Raw genomic sequence first — 19693 nt, forward strand, 5'->3', positions numbered from 1 at the left:
CTGGCGCCGTCAGGATGCGGCGCGTGCGGCAGTCGCTGATCGGGCGACCGCGGTCGCTCTCTCGGCCACGCGTTCCGGAACCTGGGCGTGTGGGACATCGGCCGGGACTGCATCGAGGCCGTGCAGAACGGCGTCCGCTATCGAGGCGATGGTCTCCACCGCCGTCGCGCGTCCCATTCCCCATGTCACCGCTTCCTCGACCAGAAGTGCACCCGTGACGAGGTCGAGCCGGTTCCGGCCTGCGACGGCGAGCCCGGAGTGCCGGTACGCGGAGGAGACGAGGTAGACCGGCGCGGCGTCGTACAGCGGCGCGACGCTGTACGACGCCTCGGTGTCGACGAGCAGCGAGTAGTTCTTCGCGTGTGCGTCGCCGTTGCCGACGATCGTGTTGAAGGTGACGAGCCGGAGCAGGTCGTGGCGGAGGGTCGCGGGGTCGACCGCCTCGGCCGAGGCCGTGCGTGCGACGCTCGCGAGTCGTCCCGGCGACCGTCCGGACGGCTCGTACTTGTCCTGCGCGGCGAGACCGAGCGCCTGAGCGAGGTCCTCCTGATGCGTTCGTCGCCCGCCCGTGCGGTCGTACCGCTCGACGACGATCACGTCCCGCCCGTCGACCGCGATCAGCTCGCTCCGAGCGGCCGGGACACCGCTCGCCTGGGCGAGGCGCAGCGTCCAGTGCTCGAGGCGCACCAGGCCGTTGATCCCGGTTCCGCCGAGGGGATCGGGCTTGACGATGTGCGTCGAGAGCGCGCCGTCCGCGGGCCACGCCCAGCCCGACTCGGTGCGGTCCAGCAGCACCTTCGCCTGCACCCCACCGAGCGACGCGGTCACGGTGAGGTCGTCCGGTGGATCGAGCGTCGGCAGCTCGGACACGAGCCGTACGAACTCGGCGTCGTCCAGGGGTCGGAGGTACCCGTGGTCGAGCGTGGTTCCCTCCGGGGTGAGCTGCACGGCTCCGGCGCACTCGGCCCCGACCCGGGCGAGGAGGCCGAACGTGTCCGAGGGGGCGACGTCGTGCTCCCGCTCGAGCGCAGCTCGCACCGGTCCTTCGGGGAGCAGGTTGTCCAGGAACCGATGCACCTCGGGTCCATCGAGCCGACGCGGGGTGAGCGGGAGCGACAAAGAGAGCGGCCGGCTGCCCTCGCCCCAGCGGTGGAGCGCGTCGTCCGAGAACTGCAGACGTAGGCGTCCGTTCCGTAGGCGTCGTACCTCGCCGACCAGGTCACCGCGCAGGCGCACGGCGAGGACGTCGGGCGTGGCGTTCACGACTCGCCGTCGCTCGTGCCCGTGGTGACGGTGAGCCTCGCACCCCGAGGGACGAGGACGAGTTCGTAGCCACACGTCGCTGCGACGTCGAGCAGGGTCGAGGTCGCGACGGCCGAGCCCCGTTCAAGGCGCGAGACGGTGGGCCTCGACGTCGCCGCGCGGCGAGCGAGCTCGTCCTGCGACAGCACGGCAACCTGCCGGGCGCGGCGCACGGCCGAGCCGAGGGCGCCCGGGGTCCGCGCACGGAACCACGGCATCGATGCGCTCATATCTGATTCATCCTGTCCTCAATACGGATGTGAATCATTCCTGATTCAGAGTCAGGTTACCCCTCGAGTGAATCAGATGCGATGCAGGCAGCTCGTCGCGATCAGCGCGGGTCGAGCGTCAGAGCATCCGCGAGCTCGTCCTCGGTGACCTTCTCCGGGACGACGATCGCCTCACGCAGGATCGTCTTCTGCTGCAGGAGTCGGTCGAGATTGAGGTCGAACGACGTCATGTCCGGGTGCAGCGCCGCGGGCAGGTACACCGAGACCGGTCTCGTCTGGCCGATGCGATAGATCCGGTCGGTCGCCTGCGCCTCCTTCGCCGGGTTCCAGTGCCGTTCGAGATGGATCGCGTGGTTCGCGCCGACGACGGTCAGCCCGACCCCCACGGCCAGGGGCGACATGATGATGACGTTGAACCCCGGGCGCTGCTCGAACCTCTCGATGATGCGCTTGCGCGTCGGTGACGAGCCGGTGGACACCGCCGCCGTGTCGCCGTTCACGACCGACACCGGGAGGCCGTACCGGTCCTGGAGCCAGAGGGCGAGGCTGCGCTGGACCTTCTTGTTGATGACGAAGACGATCGCTTTCTCACCCTTGTCGCGGACCGCGTCGAGGACCTCGAGAGCCGCCGTCATCCGAGCGGAGAGCGCGAGCGAACCGGGATCGGTCCCGAGCTCACCGTCGCCGCGCGCCGCGGGGTGCAGGCTCACGGCACGCAGCCCCTGGACCGCCTTCAGCGCAGCCCCCTGGGCGCCCGCGCTGCGCTGGTAGTCGCGCAGGACGTCGTCGTACACCTCGCGCTGTCCCGCCGGCATCGGGACGCCGAGGTCCGGCCGGGCGACGCGCGACGGGCCCTCTTCGGGGCCGTAGACGGTCTTCGGCGGGAGATCGGCGAGGTGGTCCTCCTTCACACGTCGCAGCATGAACGGCCCGACGAGCGCGCGGAGCTCCTCGCCGATACGCATCTTCTCCTGCGGGTCGGCGTCCTTCATCGGAGCGACCCACCGCGACCGGAAGTCGGACCACGAGCCGAGCAGCCCGGGCTGGGCGGTGTCCATGAGGCACCAGAAGTCCAGCATGGAGTTCTCGACGGGGGTCCCGGTCGCGAGCAGCTTGAACCGGGCCTTGAGCGCCTTCGCCGCTCGGGTCGCGAGCGTGTCAGGGTTCTTCACCGTCTGCGCCTCGTCGAAGACGACGGTGCCCCAGTCGACCTGGGCCAAGGAGAGCTGGTACGAGCGAAGGGTGTCGTACGTGGTGAGCACGAGGCGCCCCGGCACATCGAGCCGACGGTCCCCGTGGTCGGGGCCGACGCGCAGCGAGAAACGGATGGCGTCGTCCCGCATCATCCCGCGCTCGTCCAGCGACGTGACGGTCGTCGTCGTCTCCCGGCCCGCACCCGCGAGTCGGAACCGCGGCAGGTCGCGACCGCCCTGGAGCACGACGACGTCGCCGAACGGCAACTCCGGAAAGGTCGCCGCGAGCTCCGCCTCCCAGTTCTCGATGAGCGCGACGGGCAGGACGGCGAGGGTCGGGCGTGGATCCTCGCCCAGCGCACGCTCCGCAGCCATGAGCTCGCGCAGCGCGACCAACGTCATGTAGGTCTTGCCGAGACCCATGTCGTCCGCGAGGACCGCTCCCTGGACGCGGGTGGCCGAGGACTCGGGGGCGCGCGTCGAGGCGGCCATGAGCGCCGCCATCCACTCGACGCCGTCACGCTGGTGCGGATAGGGCGACCGTGCCAGCGAGTCGTAGTCGACCGGCCGGATCGGCCGCGCTGCGACGGCTGTTCCGCGCAGGGCGTCGGCGACGTCCTGCGCGTCGGCGACGTGCACGCCCACCTGCACGCGTCGGGCAGGTTCTTCGGGAGCAGGGGCGTCGGCGTCCGCGGAGGACGACGCGTCCGACGATGCACGCGCCTCCTCCTCGAGGCGGTCCCGCGCCTCGTGCAGGGCGGCGGCGGTGGCCCGCTCGTCGCCGATGTCGACGACCTGGTCCCCGACTGCTACCGCGGTCCGCCCGGCCTCGCGGGCAGCGGTCACGTCGCGCTCGACCTGCTCGAGCCTCGGGAGGGAGTCGATGAGCCCGGCGAGCACGTCCGTGGGCCGCAGGGTCGGGTCGCCCCCGAACCACGAGATCCCGGACTCGCTCGCGTCTGTGAACGTCTGCGGGACGATGACCCCGATTCCGGCGACCCGCACGCCGAAGTGCAGGTCGACGTCCACCCGGGTGGGATCGTAGAAGTCCCCCGGGGCGCGGTAGAAGTCCTGCTTCTCCTCGGCGGGGATGTGCGGGCGGCGCAGCACCTCGCGGACCCCCTCCGCCTGGTCCTCCTCGAGCATCACGAGCTGGTTGCCCACCCGGAGCACGCTCGGCCCCTCGTCCTCGACGTGATGGCGTCGTGACGAGACCGCGCTCGGGTCGACCTCGGCACCCAGGTCGGGGCTGATCGCGAGGGACCCGTCGGGCTGCTCCTCGACGAGCAGGCTCACGGACGCGGGCGACACGGTGCTGAACTCGTCGATGTGCCCGAGCGAGAAGGAGACGCCGTCGAGCGGTGCCGCGTCTCGCTGAGCCGCCTGGATCTCCGCGATCAGTCGCACGTTGTCCGCCTCCGTCCGGCGGCCGACCTCCAGGGCAGCGTGCCGTTCGACGGCGCGGATCACCCGGAGCGCGCGTGGAGACAACCGGTACCTGGTCTCGCTCCCGATGGTGACCACGGGACCTGTGCGGCGGCAGGGCTCGTCACCGTCCTCGAGCACGACACGCAGCGACACGTCGAAGTGCCGGGACGTCGTGTTGTGCCGGACCTTCGGCTCGAGCCGGCCCGGGAGAAGCGGGGGAAGTCCGAGGATCGCAGCCTCCTCCGGACCCATCGCCGCGACGTCCCGGGACCGGACCGCGTACCCGTTCGGCAGAGGCAGTGCGGCACCGGCCTCCTCCATCATCTCCAGGACCAGAAACTGCTCCTGCGTCGACCGCTGTCCGTCGCCCTGCCGCAGCAGGCCGAGGTCCTCGGGCGTCGTGACGAAGTTCGCGCCGTCGTCGTCGAACGAGACCTGGAACCGCCGCATCGGCGCCGTCTCGTCGTCGGGCCGCATGCGCAACCTGGAGAGCATGTCCTTCAAGCCCACGGTCTTCACCTCCGGAGTGGTCGTGAGCCGACGACCGGGATGCCGAACCGGCGTTTCAGGTCGTGGTAATCCTCGTGGGTCAGAACGGTCGAGAGATCGAGCGGGACCCCGACCTGCTCGACGATGAAGTCGAGCGCGCGGCGCTGCCACAGCCCTTGGTGCGGAATCCCGACATGCCCGTCGAAGCCGCTCGCGTGCCGACGGGCGTGCTCGGCCGGGACGACGAGACGTAGCTCCTCGCGAGTGAAGTATCGCTTGCCACGGTCGGTGAGGAGACCGACCGGCCGACCGTCATAGATCCACAGCTTGAACAGGTGGGAACCCTCGACGAGGTGGAACCGGCCGCAGTCGACGTAGATGATCGCCGTGTCGGAGGCTTTCTCCAGGGTGGAGACGTCCGCGCGCAGCCTTCCGAGCTGATGGTGGACGGAGGCTCGGGCCTGGCTCCCGAGGATCACCCGCGTCTCACGGATCAGACCCTGCTCGTACAGACCCCAGAGGAACTTCTTCCGCGCGGGGAACATGCGGATCATGTCCAGGTTCCGCGTCTCGCGCCCGTACGTGTCGACCGCTTCGAGGAAGAGGCGCAGGTCCTCGACGCTCATCCAGCGCACCGCCCGCTCGCGAGCGGACGGAGGAAGGGGTTCCCACCACCGGTTCCACTGCGCCGAGCGCTGCAGGCGAGGATCGCCCCCGATGTCCACGAGCGCCGCGAGCCACTCGTCGCAGGGCGCACCGTTTCCGGTCCGGGTCGTCATCGCCTCGAGGACGTCGTGGCCGAAGTAGCGGCCCGCGCTCCCGGGCGCCTCGATCACCGATCGTGCCGTGATCTCCGACAGGAACTCGAGACCGGCCGGGGTCGAGTGGTCCACGCGCGTGAGCCGCTCGAGGTACACCGCCTGCCGGACGAGCAGACCGAACCGGCCGGACTCGTACCCCTGCAGCCCCCGGGCGCGGACCCAGTCGTCCAAGGGGCGGGGGATCCCGTCGGCGCCGGAAGCCACGAGCAGCCCCGCGACGCGCCGTGGCGCGTCGCGGACGAGCAGCTCCTCCGGGTGCTCGCGCGCGACGTCCGCGACATCGACGACGACCGGGGCGCGGCGGGGCAGCGGAGCGAGCCGTGCGGCGCGCCGTGCCGCCGCGGACGTCGCGTCGAAGAGTCCCGCCGTCCAGGAGTCGAGCAGGTCGAAGTGCCGGAGCACGAGGTCGACGAGCGCGCGGACGAGGAGCCGCGACGGATGGGGGTCCTGACGTTCGACGACCGCCCGGACGAGGTCCGGGGTCATCGAGACCCGAGCCCGCTCCACGTCGTGGCTCCACACCGAGACGAGTGCGCGTGCCACGCGACGCTCGTGGAGCCGCGTCACGATCGCATCGATCTCCCCGTGGTCGATCGCGGCGCGGATCTCGTCCATCAGCACTCCGAAGGCGCGTCCACCGCCGGCCTCACGCCGCTGCCGAGAGGCTCGCGCCACCAGGCCGGTCCACGAGCCGGTCATGCTCTCCGGCCAGTGCGGGAGATCGAAGGTCGCGGTGGGACGCACGATCAGCCTTCCTCGGCAGGAGCTTCGTCCAGGAGTCGGGAGAGATCCTCCGCGGTCGGGCGGATCACCGTGAACCGGATCTCGATGCGGCGGTTCGCGGCCCGCTCGGCGTCCGTCGTCTGCTGCGAGGTCACCGGCCGGGTCTCTCCGTACCCGGACACGGAGAACAGGGGGCTCCCGTCCGAACGCTGGAGCGTCGCGAGCCGGTGGTCGGCGGGAAGCGCCGTCTCCCAGTAGCGCCACAGCGAGATCGCGCGGAAGGTCGACAGCCCCCAGTTGCCGGTTCCCTCGACGCCCTCGAACTGGTTGTTGTCGGTGTGCCCTTCCACGAACACGGTGTCGATGTAGCGGAAGCGGTCGTCCGTGCGGAGCGCCGCAGAGATCGTCTCGCCGATCTGCAGCGCGACCGCCTGGTGCTCGGGACGCAGCTCCCACTCGGAGCTCTCGAAGCCCAGCAGCTCCGTCGGGATGCTCAGCACCGAGTTGTCCTCGCTGACGTGCACGGCGAGACCTTGGGACTGGAGCCCGTCGGCGATCTCGAGCAGCATCTGCGCCCTGACGTCCTCGGCGCGGCTCAGGTCGGCGATGTGGCTGCTGAACTCGTCACGCTCCTGCTCCGCGGCCTCCTGCTGCGCCGCGAGCGCCTGCTGCTCCTGGGTGACCTGGAGGACGAGCGCCACGACGGCGAGCATGAAGACCGCGAGCAGCGCGGTCATGAGGTCGGTGAAGGAGACCCAGTACGGGTTGTCGGCGTCCGAGGTGTCGCCAGGTCGCCGCCGTCCCCTACGCACGTGCCGACGCCTTCGCCTTCGCGTCGATCTCGTCGACGACCTCCGCGAGGGCCTGGCTGGTCTGCAGCATGTGCGCGGCGAACTCGCGCGTGTGCGCGTCCCAGGTCTCGAGCCGGTCCCGGGTCTGGTGATGGACCTTGTCGCCGTACTCGTCGAGCCAGTCGCGCAGCACGGCGCTCTGGTTCTCGACCCGCTGCTGGAGGTCGTCGAGGAACTGGCGCTGCGACGCGCGCAGGGTGTCGAACGCCGTGTTCGCGGACTGCGCGGCGGTCAGGAGCTTCCCGGCCGTCGCCGCCGTGGTCTCGGTGAGCCGGTCGAGCTCGGTCGTGTGCCGCTCCAGCAACCGGGCCGCCTCTTGGTGCGACTCGGCGGTCCCGGCGAGAGCGGCCGCGCCGGCGTCGAACGACTCCTCGAGGCGCCGGCTCGTGGTCTCGAACGCACGGGACGTGGAGCCGAGCAGCTCCGAGGACTGCTGCAGCCCGGTCGTCGCGGCCCCGAGCTTGCCGGCGGCGGCGTCCATCCCGGCGGCGAGGGCGCTGAGCGACCCGTCCAGGATCTTCGCCTGGCTCGTCACGAGCTCGGTCAGCGTCGACATTTCCGCTTCGAAGGCCTGCGTGCGTTCCGACATCTGGGAGCGGAACGACTCCTCCTGCTCCGCGATCTGGCGCTCCTGCGCCGCGGTCTGCGCGGTGGTCGCTGCCGCCTGAGCAGCCGCCGCCTCCTGCATGGAGGCCACCGCGGCACCGACCCGGTCCGAGACTCCCGTGAGCGCGCTGTCCAGCGTGGCCGACGCCGAGCCCAGCTCTGCCGCCTGCCGCTCGCCGATCCCGCGGAAGCTCTCTGTGAACTTGTCCACGAGGTCCTCGAAGACCTGGGCCGACTGGTTCGAGGTCCGCTCCGCCAGCGCGTTCATCGACGGCGCCACCGCGGTCTCGATCGCTCGCGTGAGGGCCGACTGCATCTCCTCGGACAGGCCGGTGACCGCTTCCTGGAGCTTGGTGCCGATCTTCTCGTGCAGCTCTGCCAGGGCCGTTGCCGAGTCCTGGGTGAACTGCTCGATCCGGACGAGCGAGTGCTCCGGCGTCTGCAGGAGGAACACCTGGTCGACCTGGTCGCGGACCTCTGCGGCGTGCTTGGAGATCGACCGCGAGCAGATCTTCTCGAGGATGTTCACGACGAGGCTGCAGAGCACGCCCCACACGGACGCGATAAAGCCGAGACCTGCTCCCTTGACCAGGGCCTCGATACCCGTCCGCATCTCGTCGGCAGTCGCAGCCTGGCTGAGGTTCAGTCCGTTGAGCCCGACGGCGAGCCCGATGAACGTCCCGAGCAGTCCGAGTGCAGTGAGGATCGACGGTGCGGCCCCGAGCAGCCGGTTGCGCACGAGCTCGGGCGCGAAACGGTCGGGACTGAAGTAGTGCTCCGCCTCGACCGTGTTGCTGAGCCGGTCGTGATCCAGGACGACGAGGGTCTCGTCGAACTCGCGCCACAGCGCGTTCCCTCGGCCGGGTGCCATGGCGCGTCCGCGCAGCTCCCGACGGACGGAAGACGCGTTTCCTGCGTCCAGCACGGAGATGAGGGTGCGGACCTGTGCGATGGCCTTGACGCCCAGCATGTAGGCGCGCACGGTGTAGGCAACCGCCCAGAGGGCGACGAGGACGATCAGGGCGACGGCGACGCAGATGATGATCGCGTGACCATCACCTTCGAGCGCCTCGGAGATCAGGGTGACCGGGTTCACTCGTCGTGGCTGCCTCTCGTGCGTGGCCGTGCGTTGAGCGACCGAAGCGGCCGAGCACGGACAAGGGTGGTGAGCACCGGACGGCTCGACTGTGCGGCGCGACCGGATCGTACGGCCTGGTCGGCGACGTCGAGAAGTCCGTCCAGGGTGAAGTTCGAGGTTCTTCCCGGCGCCGGTCCGGCCTCGGTGCGCAAGAGGCTCGCAGGACGATCGGTCGAGCATGGGCGTTCTTCGTGATAACCCCCTCTATCGGCGCGCAGCACGCGTTTGCGACCGCACCTACGGCACCCTGGCGTAGGACGAGCCACCGGCCAGTAGTCTCACGACCAGTCGTCGACCGGGACGTAACCGAGACTGGCCAGGCACCGACGCCACGGAGGATCAGTGCGCAGCAACGAAGCCGAGTGGGAGCACCTCGCGCTCGACCACCTCGCCGGGATCGGCTGGCAGCACCTCGACGGGCCGGCGATCGCGCCCGGCGCGGCGTCCGCCGTCGGGCACCCCGGGTACGCGACGGGTGGTGAACCGCTGCCGCAGCGCGAGTCCTGGGACGAGGTCGTGATCCCTTCTCGGGTGCGCGCCGCGCTGCGACGCCTCAACCCGGACGTCCCGCGGGACTACCTCGAGCAGGCGCTCGTCGAGATCCTCCGCCCGACGTCGCAGGACGCGATCACGGAGAACAAGCGGGTCCACGACGTCCTCGTCGACGGGTACCGCGGCGTCACGTACGTCGAGGACGGACGTCAGCAGACTCCGACGATCCGTCTCGTCTCCTCGCGCGAGGACGAGAACGAGTGGCTGGTGGTCAACCAGGTCCGCGTGGTCGACGGCGACGTCGAGCGACGATTCGATGTCGTGCTGTACCTCAACGGGCTGCCGGTCGTGGTCATGGAGCTCAAGGACGCAGGGAGCGCGAGGGCTGACGTCGCCGCCGCGCACGCACAGCTCACGACGTACGTGCGGGAGCTGCCGATGGCGTTTCGCGCGTGCGTCCTCACGGTGATCAGCGACGGGATCGTCGCGAAGTACGGGACGCCGTTCACGCCGCTCAACCACTACTCCCCGTGGAACGTGGACGACGACGGCCGGGTCGTCGGTCCGACCGGTGCACCCGTCCCCGCGGTCACCGACGCGGACGAGGCGGCGGACCGGGACGGGTACGCCGTCGACGGCATCACGGACGACATCGCGGAGGGTGAGGTGACCCTCTCGTCGCCGCTCGAGACGATGCTCGACGGGCTGTTCAACCCGCAGCGGTTCGTGCAGCTGCTGCGCGGGTTCGTGGCGTTCGACGAAGGCGACGACGGGCTCACCAAGCGCGTCGCCAAGCCGCACCAGTACTTCGCGGTGAGCCGAGCGCTCGAGGCGACGATCCGGGCGGTCGAGACCGACGGTCGCGCGGGCGTCGTCTGGCACACGCAGGGCTCCGGGAAGTCCATGGAGATGGAGCTCTACGCGGCCCACGTGGCGCGGCACCCAAAGCTGTCGAACCCGACCATCGTCGTCGTCACCGACCGCACCGAGCTCGACGGGCAGCTCTACGAGACGTTCGCGCGCTCGCAGCTGCTCACCGAGGCACCCCGGCAGATCAGGCGGAGGGCCGAGCTGCGCGACGAGCTCGCGTCGCGCAGGACCGGGGGCATCTACTTCACGACGCTGCAGAAGTTCGGCCTGACCGCGGAGGAGAAGCACGCGGGCGCCAAGCATCCCGTGCTGTCCGATCGCCGCAACGTCGTGCTCGTCGTCGACGAGGCGCACCGGTCCCACTACGACGACCTCGACGGCTACGCGTGGCACCTGAAGAACGCGCTGCCGAACGCGACGCTCATCGCGTTCACCGGCACGCCGATCTCGACCGCCGACCGCAACACCGAGAAGGTCTTCGGCGACGTCATCGATGTGTACGACCTCACGCGCGCCGTCGAGGACGGCGCGACGGTGCCCGTCTACTTCGAGCCTCGGCTCGTCAAGGTCGCGTTCGCGGACGGTCTGGACGCGGAGACGATCGACGCCGCCGCAGACGAGGCGACCGCCGGTCTCGACGACGTCGAGCGCGACCGCATCGAGAAGTCGGTAGCCGTCGTCAACGCCGTGTACGGGGCGCCGGCGCGGTTGCGTGAGCTCGCGGCCGACCTCGTGCAGCACTGGGAGCGGCGGCGTGAGGCGATGGCCGAGCTCGTCCGGGGCACGTCGGCGTCCGACGGCGCCGGGGCGGAGAGCGCTCCGGGCAAGGGGATGATCGTCGCGGCGACGCGCGACATCTGCGCGCGGCTGTACGACGAGATCGTCGCGCTCCGTCCCGACTGGCACTCCGACGACCTGCGCGCGGGGAGGATCAAGGTCGTCTACTCCGGTACCGCGGCAGACCAGCCACCGATCGCTGATCACGTCCGTCGGGCCTCGGAGAACGCCGTCGTGAAGAAGCGCCTGAAGGACCCCGATGACGAGCTCGAGCTCGTGATCGTAAAGGACATGATGCTCACCGGGTACGACTCGCCCCCGCTGCACACGCTCTACCTCGACCGACCCATGCGCGGAGCGCTGCTCATGCAGACGCTCGCCCGCGTCAACCGCACGTTCCGCGGTAAGAACGCCGGCCTGCTCGTGGCGTCCGCCCCGATCGCGGAGAACCTGCGCGCGGCGCTCGCGGAGTACACGGTGCGTGACCAGGGTGCGCGACCGGTCGGACGCACCGTCGATGACGCGGCCGAGGTGGTGGCGGACCTCGTCGCACGGCTGCGCGAGCTCGTCGACCCGTCGGGATGGCGGGGACGCCTGACGAGTGCCCGCGCGGCGAGGTCGCGTCGTGGCTACCTCGACACGGTTCTCGCGACCGTCGCGTGGCTGCGGGACCCGCGCACCCCCGGCAACGTCACCACGGCAGACGGCGAGGAGTCGCGCGGGGCCGAGTTCCGCCGTCGGGCCGCTGCGCTCGCGAGGGCCTGGGCCATCGCCGGTCGGTCCGACGCCGTCACGGATCTCGCGGACGACGCCCGGTTCTACGAGCAGGTCCGCGTGTGGATGGGCAAGCTCGACGCCGAGGAGCGCCAGGCTCGGGGCGAGCCCGTGCCCGACGACGTCCAGCGGCTCCTCAACCAGCTCATGGCGACAGCGGTGGTGTCCGGGGAGGTCGTCGACGTGTACTCCGCTGCCGGGCTCGAGCACCCGCGGCTCGACCGCATCGACGACGACTTCCTCGCGACCGCGCAGGCGGCACCGAACCCCCAGCTGACCATCGAGGCGCTGCGCCGGCTCGTCACGGAGGAGTCGAGGCGGTTGACGCGCGGCAACCTCGTGCGGCAACAGGTGTTCTCCGAGCGCCTCCAGGCGATCATGTCGAAGTACGTGAACTCCAATCTCACGTCGGCCGAGGTCATCGCGGCGCTCGTGGAGATGGCACGGGAGGTTGCCGCGGAGGAGACGCGTGGGCAGCGGTTCGAGCCCCCGCTGAACCGTGACGAGCTCGCCTTCTACGACGCCGTGTCGACGAACGAGTCGGCGGTCGACCTGCAGGGCGAGGACGTCCTCGCGCAGATCGCCCGGGACCTCGTCGCCGTGATGCGTCGCGACTTCAAGACCGACTGGACCGTCCGGGACGACGTCAAGGCCAAGCTCCGGTCGTCGATCAAGCGGCTCCTCATCAAGCACAAGTACCCGCCGGACCGGCAGTCCGGCGCGATCGTGCTCGTCATGCAGCAGATGGAATCGATGGCGCCGCGCTACGCGGCGTGACGGAGGAATGATGATCGAGCTCGTCGCCGACACCGTCTGGCGGTCCCTCGAGTCCGCGCCGTTCGTGTCCCCCATCCGGGCAGCGGTGGCCTACCTGGGTGCGGAGGCACCCGAGATCCTTCCGCTGGGTACGGGCGACGTCCTGGTCGTGGACGGATCTGACGCCGCGCTCGCGGCCGGCTCGACGAGCCCGGCCGCGGTCAGGCGCTACGTCGAGTCCGGCGCTGTCGTCGTCTCGCTCGCCGGCCTCCACGCCAAGGTGGTGCTGGAAGGCGGGCCGGCGCCACGCTGCCTGGTCGGGTCCGCGAACGTCTCCACGCACTCGCGGGACGACCTCCGCGAGGCCGCGATCCTCTGCGACGACCCGGCGCTCATCAACCAGATCGATGCGCAGCTCGACCTGTGGGTCGGCCACCCGTCCGCCGTGGTGGTCGACGAACGATGGCTCACCCGGGCCGAGGGCATCTTCCGTTCCCCTCGTGGGCGGCGGGCCCGACGTACGGAAGCGTGGCAGGACACCGGTCGGCCGCTCCGGCTCGTGGTCGTCGAGGACGACGAGATACCACCCCAGGACGTGCTCGACACGGTCGACCTTCTTCGGGCCCAGCACCGGGATCGCGAAACCATGGTGTACCGGACCACGGACGAGGGGCCCGCCGAGGGGGTGGGTGACTCCGTCCTGCTCTACTGGAGCACGCGAGCCGGACGCCTCCCGCACGGGAACTCGAAGGCTCTCCCCTTGTCACGAGTGGCACGCGTTGTCGAGAGCGGCGGGAAGCGCTACTGCGTCGTCACGGTGGATGCGGGCGGGACCCGGCCGTCGTTCTCTGAGCTCGGAGGTGCCCTGGCTGACGTGGGAACGGCGATCGAGGACGTGGTCGACACGGTGTTCCAGGGACCTGCTCGAGACGCGGCGCTGTCCCTGCTGCTCCCGTCGTCAGAGAGGTCTGGGTCGCGCACGACTGCCCGAGGTGTGCGGCGACGATGAGACGTGTGGTCTAGGGAATGCTCCCCTGCCCGCCCGACTCGACGCGCTTCGACGTCGGGGGGGGTCCCGGCCCCAGGCAGCCGTCCCATCGGTGCCGGGAGTGCGGACACGAGGCATGGCGGCTCTCCGTCGAGTCGGAGACACACTTCGAGACGCTCGAGGAGTTGCTCGAGGAGCACGATGTGGCGGATCTCGAGAGCCTTGCCGTGCGGGTCACGGACACCATCGACCACGATCCGGTGACGATCCAGGTGATGGCGGACCGGGAGGACGGTTCACCAGCCGTGATCGACATCTTCATCGGCTCGCGGACGGCGGTCCTCCAGTTCCCGTTCAGCAGGGGCGAGTTCTGGGCGGGGTGCGAGTTTCTCTACGACGTCATGATGATCGAGGCCGAGGAGACCTTCGCGGACGACTGACAGCGGGCCTGGCCAGGGGCCCGCCGCGCGTGCGAGGGTGTCGGGTATGACCGATATGTCCCCGTACCGCGACGGCGAGGGCGACGTCGAGGTCCCGTTGCTCGGCGGCGACGTGTCCGACGGGATCGTCCGGCGCGGCGGCACCGTCCGTCGTCCGCGCGGTCCCCACAGCCCCGCGGTCGAGGCCTACCTGCTCCACCTCGAGCGGGCGGGCTTCGAGCGCGCGCCGCGCTTCCTCGGGATCGACGACGACGGTCGCGAGGTCGTGTCGTTCCTGCCCGGGGAGATGGGCGGGCGACCGCCGCACGCGTGGGCGACCGCGGAGGGCGTGCTCGTCCAGCTTGGCGGGTGGCAGCGCGCGCTGCACGACGTCTCGCGCGACGTCGTCCCGCCCGACGGCGTCGCGTGGCCCGCACGCGTGCAGTTCTGGCCGCGTGTCACAGCGCCGCGAACCGGCCGACGGCGACGAACACCGCGAGGGCGAGCAGCACCACGTTCATCGGGACGGCCTTCGCCTCGCCGAGGCGCAGGTGCAGCGGGATCGCGCCGACCTGCGTGAGGGCGAGCCCGACTGCCGCGATCGGCGTGAGGACCGGCGCGACGCCGAGCGCCCAGGGGAGGATCACGCCCACGGCTCCGGCCACCTCGAGCCACCCGATGACGCGCACGCCCGCCGCGCGCTCGGGCGTCACCCAGCGCATCTGCTCCTGGAGCACAGGGATCGGGCGCAAGGCCTTCATGAGCCCCGCGCCGAGGAAGGCGAGGGCGAGCAGACCGGAGGCGATCCACAGGGCGACGTCCATGCGTGAGTCCTTCGAGAGGAGGCGGCGACGGCCCAGGATGGCCGGTCACTCTTTGTGCCTGGGCACATGATGGGTAACCATGAGCACCGGTACAAAAGGCACACCGGTGTGCGTGAGGCACACGGAGCAGCACCCGGAGAAGACGGAGACTCCCATGACGACGACGCCCAGCACGGACGTGCCGGTGGTGCGCGAGCTCGCCGAGCGCCACGGCGTCCCGGTCGACCGCGGCTGCGCCGCGGCGGAGGCGACGAGCGAGGTGCGCTCGGTCCTCGACCGGGTGGGCGACAAGTGGAGCGTCCTCATCCTGGGGATGCTCTCCGGCGGCCCGCAGCGCTTCACCGAGCTGCTCCACGGGATCGACGGCATCTCGCAGCGCATGCTCACGCTCAACCTGCGCCAGCTCGAACGGGACGGTCTCGTGAGCCGCACGGTGCACGCCGTCGTGCCGCCGCGCGTCGACTACGCGCTCACAGGGCTCGGCGAGACGCTGCTGCCGCCCGTGCTCGCGCTCGTCGAGTGGGCGCTCGCCCACACGCGCACCATCCGCGAGAACCGCGACATGTTCGACGCGCGGCGCCCCGCGGGCTGACGGGGCCGTCCGGCACGCGGGGGACCGAGCGGGTCGGACGCAGGGCGGTCAGCCCGCGAGCGGGTCGGCCGCGCGCAGGTACCAGGGCTCGTACCGCTCCAGCGAGAGCGTCCAGAGGCCGGGGGCGCCCGCCGGCACCGCGAGGCACACGTTGCCGGTCACGGTGTCGCCCGAGCCGATGAGGCCCGTGCTCACGAGCGCGTGCGGCACCGCGCCGCACCCGCCCTCGGCGTGGACGCCGTCGTCGCCCACGAACCCGATGTCGACGGCACCCCACGCGGTCACCTGCGAGCTGGACCCGGTGTACGTGGCGGTCACGGGCACGATCCAGTACTCGACGCCGTCGGGCGGCGGGGCGTTGACGTCGTCGTGCGCGAGCACGTCCGCGGTCGCCTCGTAGGGCTCCTCGAGGAGGACCTCCCACTCCTCGCCGCCGATCGTGTACCCGTCGAACAGCCACGGGTCGTCGCGCGTGCCCGTGCCCTCCCAGTCGCCCTCGGGCCAGTCCTCGTCCGACCAGCCGTCGCCCGGCCACTCGTCGTCGTACGCGTCGTCGGTCGGGGCCGTGACCCACGCGGCGATCCGGGCGCCCGCGTCCGTCGCGACGCCCGCGGCGAACCCCGTCCCGCCGCCGACGACGAGGCACACGACCCCGACGAGCAGCCCGACGGCCGTCCGAGACAGACCGCCACGCCCCGGTGCCGCGCGCGGCGGGGCCGGCGTCGGGGCGTGGGGGTGCGGCGGTCCCGGGTGCGGTGCGAGGGGCTGCGGGGCGCCCGCGTGCGGAGGGCCGGGGTGCGCTGCGGACGGCGGCGCCGCGTACGGGTTCGGGTGCGCGGCCGGGCCGGGGGAGGAGGGCGGCGGGCCGGGAGGAGGTGTCGGCGAGGACGGCGGCGTCACAGGGGTGCTCATGGTGCTCCGGTGTCGTGCGGGCGGGCGCCCGGACGACAGGTGCCACCGTGCGTGGCCGGATGCTCCCACACTGCGCTCCCCGCCGTCGAGGGCGATGGCACGCGCCCGTGGGCACGCCCTCGGTGCCGCCGCCGGGTGGGCGACGGCACCGAGGCCGTGGAGGGCGGGAGACCGCGCTACGGCTGGTCCACCTCGGAGCCCACGAGGAACTGCGAGTACGCCCCGATGGTGAGGAACGTCGGGAAGTCCTCGGCGAGCGCGACGGCGCGGAACACGTGCGCGGCGTCGTCGATCCGGTTCCCCGGGGTGCGCGGCAGGTCGTCGACGATCTCCGCGAGCAGCGCCTCGACGCGCTCGCGCGTGATCGGCACTCCGTTCTCGGTGCGCGTGCCGGACGCGATCCACTGCCACACCTGCGACCGCGAGATCTCGGCGGTCGCCGCGTCCTCCATGAGGTGGTCGATCGCGGCGGCCCCGACGCCGCGCAGCCACGACTCGAGGTACCGCACCCCGACGGAGACGTTCGAGCGCAGGCCCGCCGCGGTGACGGTGGCCCCGGCCCGGCGGGCCGACCCGATGTCGAGCAGCTCGTGCTGGCCCACCCGGACGTCGTCACGCTGCCGCGAGACCTGGTTCGGCGCGTCCCCCAGCACCGCGTCGAACTCGGTGCGCGCGACCTCGATGAGGTCGGGGTGCGCGACCCACGTGCCGTCGAACCCGTCCGTCGCCTCCCGGCGCTTGTCCGCCCGCACCTGCTCGAACGCGCGCTCGGTGACGTCCGGCCGACGGCGGTCCGGGATGAACGCGCTCATGCCGCCGATCGCGTGCGCGCCGCGCCGGTGGCACGTCTGCACGAGCAGCTCGGTGTACGCGCGCATGAACGGCGCGGTCATGGTGACCTGCGCGCGGTCGGGCAGCACGTACGAGTCGCCGCGCGTGCGGAACGCCTTGATCACGGAGAACAGGTAGTCCCAGCGCCCGGCGTTCAGCCCGGCGCAGTGGTCGCGCAGCTCGTGGAGGATCTCCTCCATCTCGAACGCCGCGGGCAGCGTCTCGATGAGCACCGTGGCGCGGATCGTGCCCTGCGGCAGGCCGAGGTACTCCTGGGCGAGCACGAACACGTCGTTCCACAGTCGGGCCTCGCGGTGGCCCTCGAGCTTGGGCAGGTAGAAGTACGGCCCCCGCCCGCGCGCCACGAGCGCGTGCGCGTTGTGGAACAGGTACAGCCCGAAGTCGACGAGCGACGCCGACGCCGAGACGCTCACGCCCGCCCGGTCGACGTACCGCATGTGCTTCTCGATGAGGTGCCACCCGCGCGGACGGAACACGATCGTCGGGAGGTCGGTGAGCGCCGTCGAGCGCAGGCGGTACTCCTTGCGGTGGTCGCCCGAGCCGGTCGTGTGCGTCAGGGTCCCGCGGATCGCGTCGTGCAGCGCGAGCTGGCCCTCGATCACGTTGCGCCACGTCGGGCTGGAGGCGTCCTCGGCGTCCGCGAGCCACACCTTGGCGCCGGAGTTGAGGGCGTTGATCGTCATCTTCGGGTCGGTCGGGCCGGTGATCTCGACGCGGCGGTCCTCGAGGCCCGGCGCGCCGGCCGAGCCCGCGACGCGCCACGACGGGTCGTCGCGCACGGGCCGCGTCGACGGACGGAAGTCGGGGTCGATGCCGTCGGCGACGTCCTGGCGGCGCTGCTGACGGTCCATGAGGAGCTCGTGGCGGCGTGCCACGAACCGGTCGTGCAGCAGCGTGAGGAAGTCGAGCGCCTCGGGCGTGAGGATCTCGCGGTAGCGCTCGCCGAGCGTGCCGGTGACGCGCAGGGTCCCGGTGACGCGAGGGCCGCTCGCGGGCGCGGGGGTCGACGGGGGAGAGGTGGTCGTGGTCAGCGTGGTCATGGCGTGCTCCGAAGGTCGATGTCGCGAGGTAGAGGTCTGGTCTGCCGAGGGAGAGCCCTGGTCCCGCGAGGTAGAGGCGTGGTCATGACCAGGCCTCTACCTCGCGGGACCCCTCCTCTACCTCGCGAGGGGCTTAGTGGAACTGGGCGGTCTCGGTGGACCCGGCGAGCGCGAGGGTGGCGGCGTCGGGGTTGAGAGCCGTGGCGACCCGGTCGAAGTAGCCGGTACCGACCTCCCGCTGGTGGCGGGTGGCGGTGTAGCCGTCGGCCTCGGAGGCGAACTCGGCCTCCTGCAGCTCGACGTAGGCGGACATCGCGCGCTCGTTGTAGCCGCGCGCGAGCTCGAACATGGAGTGCGAGACGGCGTGGAAGCCGGCCAGCGTGATGAACTGGAACGCGTAGCCCATCGCGGCGAGCTCCTTCTGGAAGCTCGCGATCTGGGCGTCGTCGAGGTGCTTCTTCCAGTTGAACGACGGCGAGCAGTTGTAGGCGAGCTTCTTGCCCGGGTGCTGCGCGTGGATCGCCTCGGCGAACGTCCGCGCGAGCTCGAGGTCGGGCTCGCCCGTCTCGACCCAGATGAGGTCGGAGTACGGCGCGTACGCGAGGCCGCGCGCGACGACCGCGTCGAAGCCGGGGCGCACCCGGTAGAAGCCCTCGGACGTGCGCTCCCCGGTGAGGAACGGCTGGTCGCGCTCGTCGACGTCGGACGTGAGGAGGTCCGCGGCGAGCGCGTCCGTGCGGGCGATGACGATCGACGGCACGCCCGCGACGTCGGCCGCGAGGCGCGCGGCGTTGAGCGTGCGGATGTGCTGGCTCGTGGGCACGAGCACCTTGCCGCCGAGGTGCCCGCACTTCTTCTCGGACGCGAGCTGGTCCTCCCAGTGCACGCCCGCCGCGCCCGCGGCGATCATCGAGTGCATGAGCTCGTAGGCGTTGAGCGGGCCGCCGAACCCGGCCTCGGCGTCGGCGACGATCGGGGCGAGCCAGTCGCGGTCGGGCGTCTGCCCGTCCGACGCCGCGCGCTCCGCCGTCTCGATCTGGTCGGCGCGCAGGAGCGCGTTGTTGATGCGGCGCACGACGGCGGGCACGGAGTTGGCGGGGTAGAGCGACTGGTCCGGGTACGTCTGGCCGGAGAGGTTGGCGTCGGCCGCGACCTGCCACCCGGACAGGTAGATCGCCTTGAGGCCTGCCCGCACCTGCTGCACGGCCTGGTTGCCGGTGAACGCGCCGAGCGCGGCGACCCACTCCTCGGTGTGGATGAGGTCCCACAGCGTCTCGGCGCCGCGGCGGGCGAGCGTGTGCTCCTCGCGCACGGAGCCGCGCAGCGCGACCACGTCCTCGGCCGTGTAGTCGCGCTGCAGGCCGGCCCAGCGCGGGTCGGTCGCCCACTGCTCGGCGAGCTCGGCGGCGCTCTGCGTCTGGTCGCCCGGACGGGCGGACGGGCGCGCGGCGTCGCCGGAGGTCGGGGCGGCGCCGGGGCCGGTGACCGTCGCCGTCGTCGCGACGGCGCCGAGCGGGCGGGCGCCGCCCGCGTACTCGGACGGGGAGCGGCGGCTGACGATGGTGGGCCTGTTCACGGGTGCCTCCTGGTGGTGCGCCGGCCCACGTGGTGCGGGC

14 protein-coding genes are annotated in these 19693 nt (G+C 71.4%); 4 read left to right on the forward strand and 10 right to left on the reverse strand.

Annotated features, from left to right (window positions below):
• Nucleotides 1-9: 9 nt before the first annotated feature.
• The 6 genes from BXA05_RS12480 to zorA form a co-directional block, all read right to left on the reverse strand.
• Complete coding sequence (locus BXA05_RS12480; protein WP_076405190.1) at nt 10-1263, reverse strand: type II toxin-antitoxin system HipA family toxin; 1254 nt, start codon at nt 1261-1263, stop codon at nt 10-12.
• The gene (locus BXA05_RS12485) at nt 1260-1532 is read right to left on the reverse strand and encodes a type II toxin-antitoxin system RelB family anti-toxin (protein WP_083711853.1); all 273 of its coding nucleotides are present in this window, start codon (nt 1530-1532) and stop codon (nt 1260-1262) included. Before BXA05_RS12485 ends, BXA05_RS12480 begins: the two co-directional genes overlap by 4 nt.
• Before the next feature lie 101 nt (nt 1533-1633).
• Nucleotides 1634-4648, reverse strand: coding sequence for a DEAD/DEAH box helicase (locus tag BXA05_RS12490; RefSeq protein ID WP_076405372.1), 3015 nt, complete (start codon nt 4646-4648; stop codon nt 1634-1636).
• A gap of 20 nt (nt 4649-4668) precedes the next feature.
• The gene (locus BXA05_RS12495) at nt 4669-6078 is read right to left on the reverse strand and encodes an EH signature domain-containing protein (RefSeq protein WP_170963174.1); all 1410 of its coding nucleotides are present in this window, start codon (nt 6076-6078) and stop codon (nt 4669-4671) included.
• 131 nt (nt 6079-6209) lie between these two features.
• The gene (locus BXA05_RS12500; protein ID WP_076405193.1) at nt 6210-6998 is read right to left on the reverse strand and encodes an OmpA/MotB family protein; all 789 of its coding nucleotides are present in this window, start codon (nt 6996-6998) and stop codon (nt 6210-6212) included.
• A complete protein-coding gene (zorA, locus tag BXA05_RS12505; RefSeq protein WP_076405194.1) occupies nt 6991-8739 on the reverse strand; it encodes an anti-phage ZorAB system protein ZorA in 1749 nt (582 codons plus the stop codon). The genes BXA05_RS12500 and zorA overlap by 8 nt, the downstream gene beginning before the upstream one ends.
• A 384-nt stretch (nt 8740-9123) precedes the next feature.
• Here zorA and BXA05_RS12510 point away from each other — a divergent pair, with 384 nt between their 5' ends.
• The 3 genes from BXA05_RS12510 to BXA05_RS19745 all read left to right on the forward strand — a co-directional run bounded on the left by BXA05_RS12510 (nt 9124) and on the right by BXA05_RS19745 (nt 13878).
• Complete coding sequence (locus BXA05_RS12510) at nt 9124-12471, forward strand: type I restriction endonuclease subunit R (protein ID WP_076405195.1); 3348 nt, start codon at nt 9124-9126, stop codon at nt 12469-12471.
• A 10-nt stretch (nt 12472-12481) separates the two neighbouring features.
• Nucleotides 12482-13459: a phospholipase D-like domain-containing protein gene (locus BXA05_RS12515; RefSeq protein WP_143311144.1), complete on the forward strand. Its 978-nt coding sequence runs from the start codon at nt 12482-12484 to the stop codon at nt 13457-13459.
• A gap of 182 nt (nt 13460-13641) precedes the next feature.
• Nucleotides 13642-13878 carry a hypothetical protein gene (locus BXA05_RS19745; RefSeq protein WP_143311145.1) on the forward strand — a complete coding sequence of 79 codons (237 nt, stop codon included), beginning with the start codon at nt 13642-13644 and terminating at the stop codon, nt 13876-13878.
• 437 nt (nt 13879-14315) lie between these two features.
• Here the strand turns inward: BXA05_RS19745 and BXA05_RS12525 are convergent, their stop codons facing one another.
• Nucleotides 14316-14681 carry a DoxX family protein gene (locus tag BXA05_RS12525; protein ID WP_076405198.1) on the reverse strand — a complete coding sequence of 122 codons (366 nt, stop codon included), beginning with the start codon at nt 14679-14681 and terminating at the stop codon, nt 14316-14318.
• A 154-nt stretch (nt 14682-14835) separates the two neighbouring features.
• On the opposite strand from BXA05_RS12525, the gene BXA05_RS12530 reads away from it, so the two are divergent.
• A complete protein-coding gene (locus tag BXA05_RS12530) occupies nt 14836-15273 on the forward strand; it encodes a winged helix-turn-helix transcriptional regulator (protein WP_083711856.1) in 438 nt (145 codons plus the stop codon).
• A gap of 48 nt (nt 15274-15321) precedes the next feature.
• On the opposite strand, the gene BXA05_RS12535 is transcribed toward BXA05_RS12530, so the two are convergent.
• The 3 genes from BXA05_RS12535 to aceA form a co-directional block, all read right to left on the reverse strand.
• A complete protein-coding gene (locus tag BXA05_RS12535; protein WP_143311146.1) occupies nt 15322-16185 on the reverse strand; it encodes a hypothetical protein in 864 nt (287 codons plus the stop codon).
• Between the two features lie 176 nt (nt 16186-16361).
• A complete protein-coding gene (gene aceB / locus BXA05_RS12540; RefSeq protein ID WP_083711857.1) occupies nt 16362-18077 on the reverse strand; it encodes a malate synthase A in 1716 nt (571 codons plus the stop codon).
• A gap of 133 nt (nt 18078-18210) precedes the next feature.
• Complete coding sequence (aceA, locus tag BXA05_RS12545; RefSeq protein ID WP_244550452.1) at nt 18211-19653, reverse strand: isocitrate lyase; 1443 nt, start codon at nt 19651-19653, stop codon at nt 18211-18213.
• Between the last annotated feature and the right edge of the window lie 40 nt (nt 19654-19693).

This window comes from Cellulosimicrobium funkei (assembly GCF_900155925.1).
Taxonomy (GTDB): Bacteria; Actinomycetota; Actinomycetes; order Actinomycetales; family Cellulomonadaceae; genus Cellulosimicrobium; species Cellulosimicrobium funkei.

Excerpts from the sequence above, each read along its gene's own strand:
- BXA05_RS12485 (WP_083711853.1), bottom strand. The coding sequence starts at position 1,532 with ATGAGCGCATCGATGCCGTGGTTCCGTGCGCGGACCCCGGGCGCCCTC.
- BXA05_RS12490 (WP_076405372.1), bottom strand. The coding sequence starts at position 4,648 with ATGCTCTCCAGGTTGCGCATGCGGCCCGACGACGAGACGGCGCCGATG.
- BXA05_RS12495 (WP_170963174.1), bottom strand. The coding sequence starts at position 6,078 with ATGGACGAGATCCGCGCCGCGATCGACCACGGGGAGATCGATGCGATC.
- BXA05_RS12515 (WP_143311144.1), top strand. The coding sequence starts at position 12,482 with ATGATCGAGCTCGTCGCCGACACCGTCTGGCGGTCCCTCGAGTCCGCG.
- BXA05_RS12525 (WP_076405198.1), bottom strand. The coding sequence starts at position 14,681 with ATGGACGTCGCCCTGTGGATCGCCTCCGGTCTGCTCGCCCTCGCCTTC.
- BXA05_RS12530 (WP_083711856.1), top strand. The coding sequence starts at position 14,836 with ATGACGACGACGCCCAGCACGGACGTGCCGGTGGTGCGCGAGCTCGCC.
- BXA05_RS12535 (WP_143311146.1), bottom strand. The coding sequence starts at position 16,185 with ATGAGCACCCCTGTGACGCCGCCGTCCTCGCCGACACCTCCTCCCGGC.
- aceB (WP_083711857.1), bottom strand. The coding sequence starts at position 18,077 with ATGACCACGCTGACCACGACCACCTCTCCCCCGTCGACCCCCGCGCCC.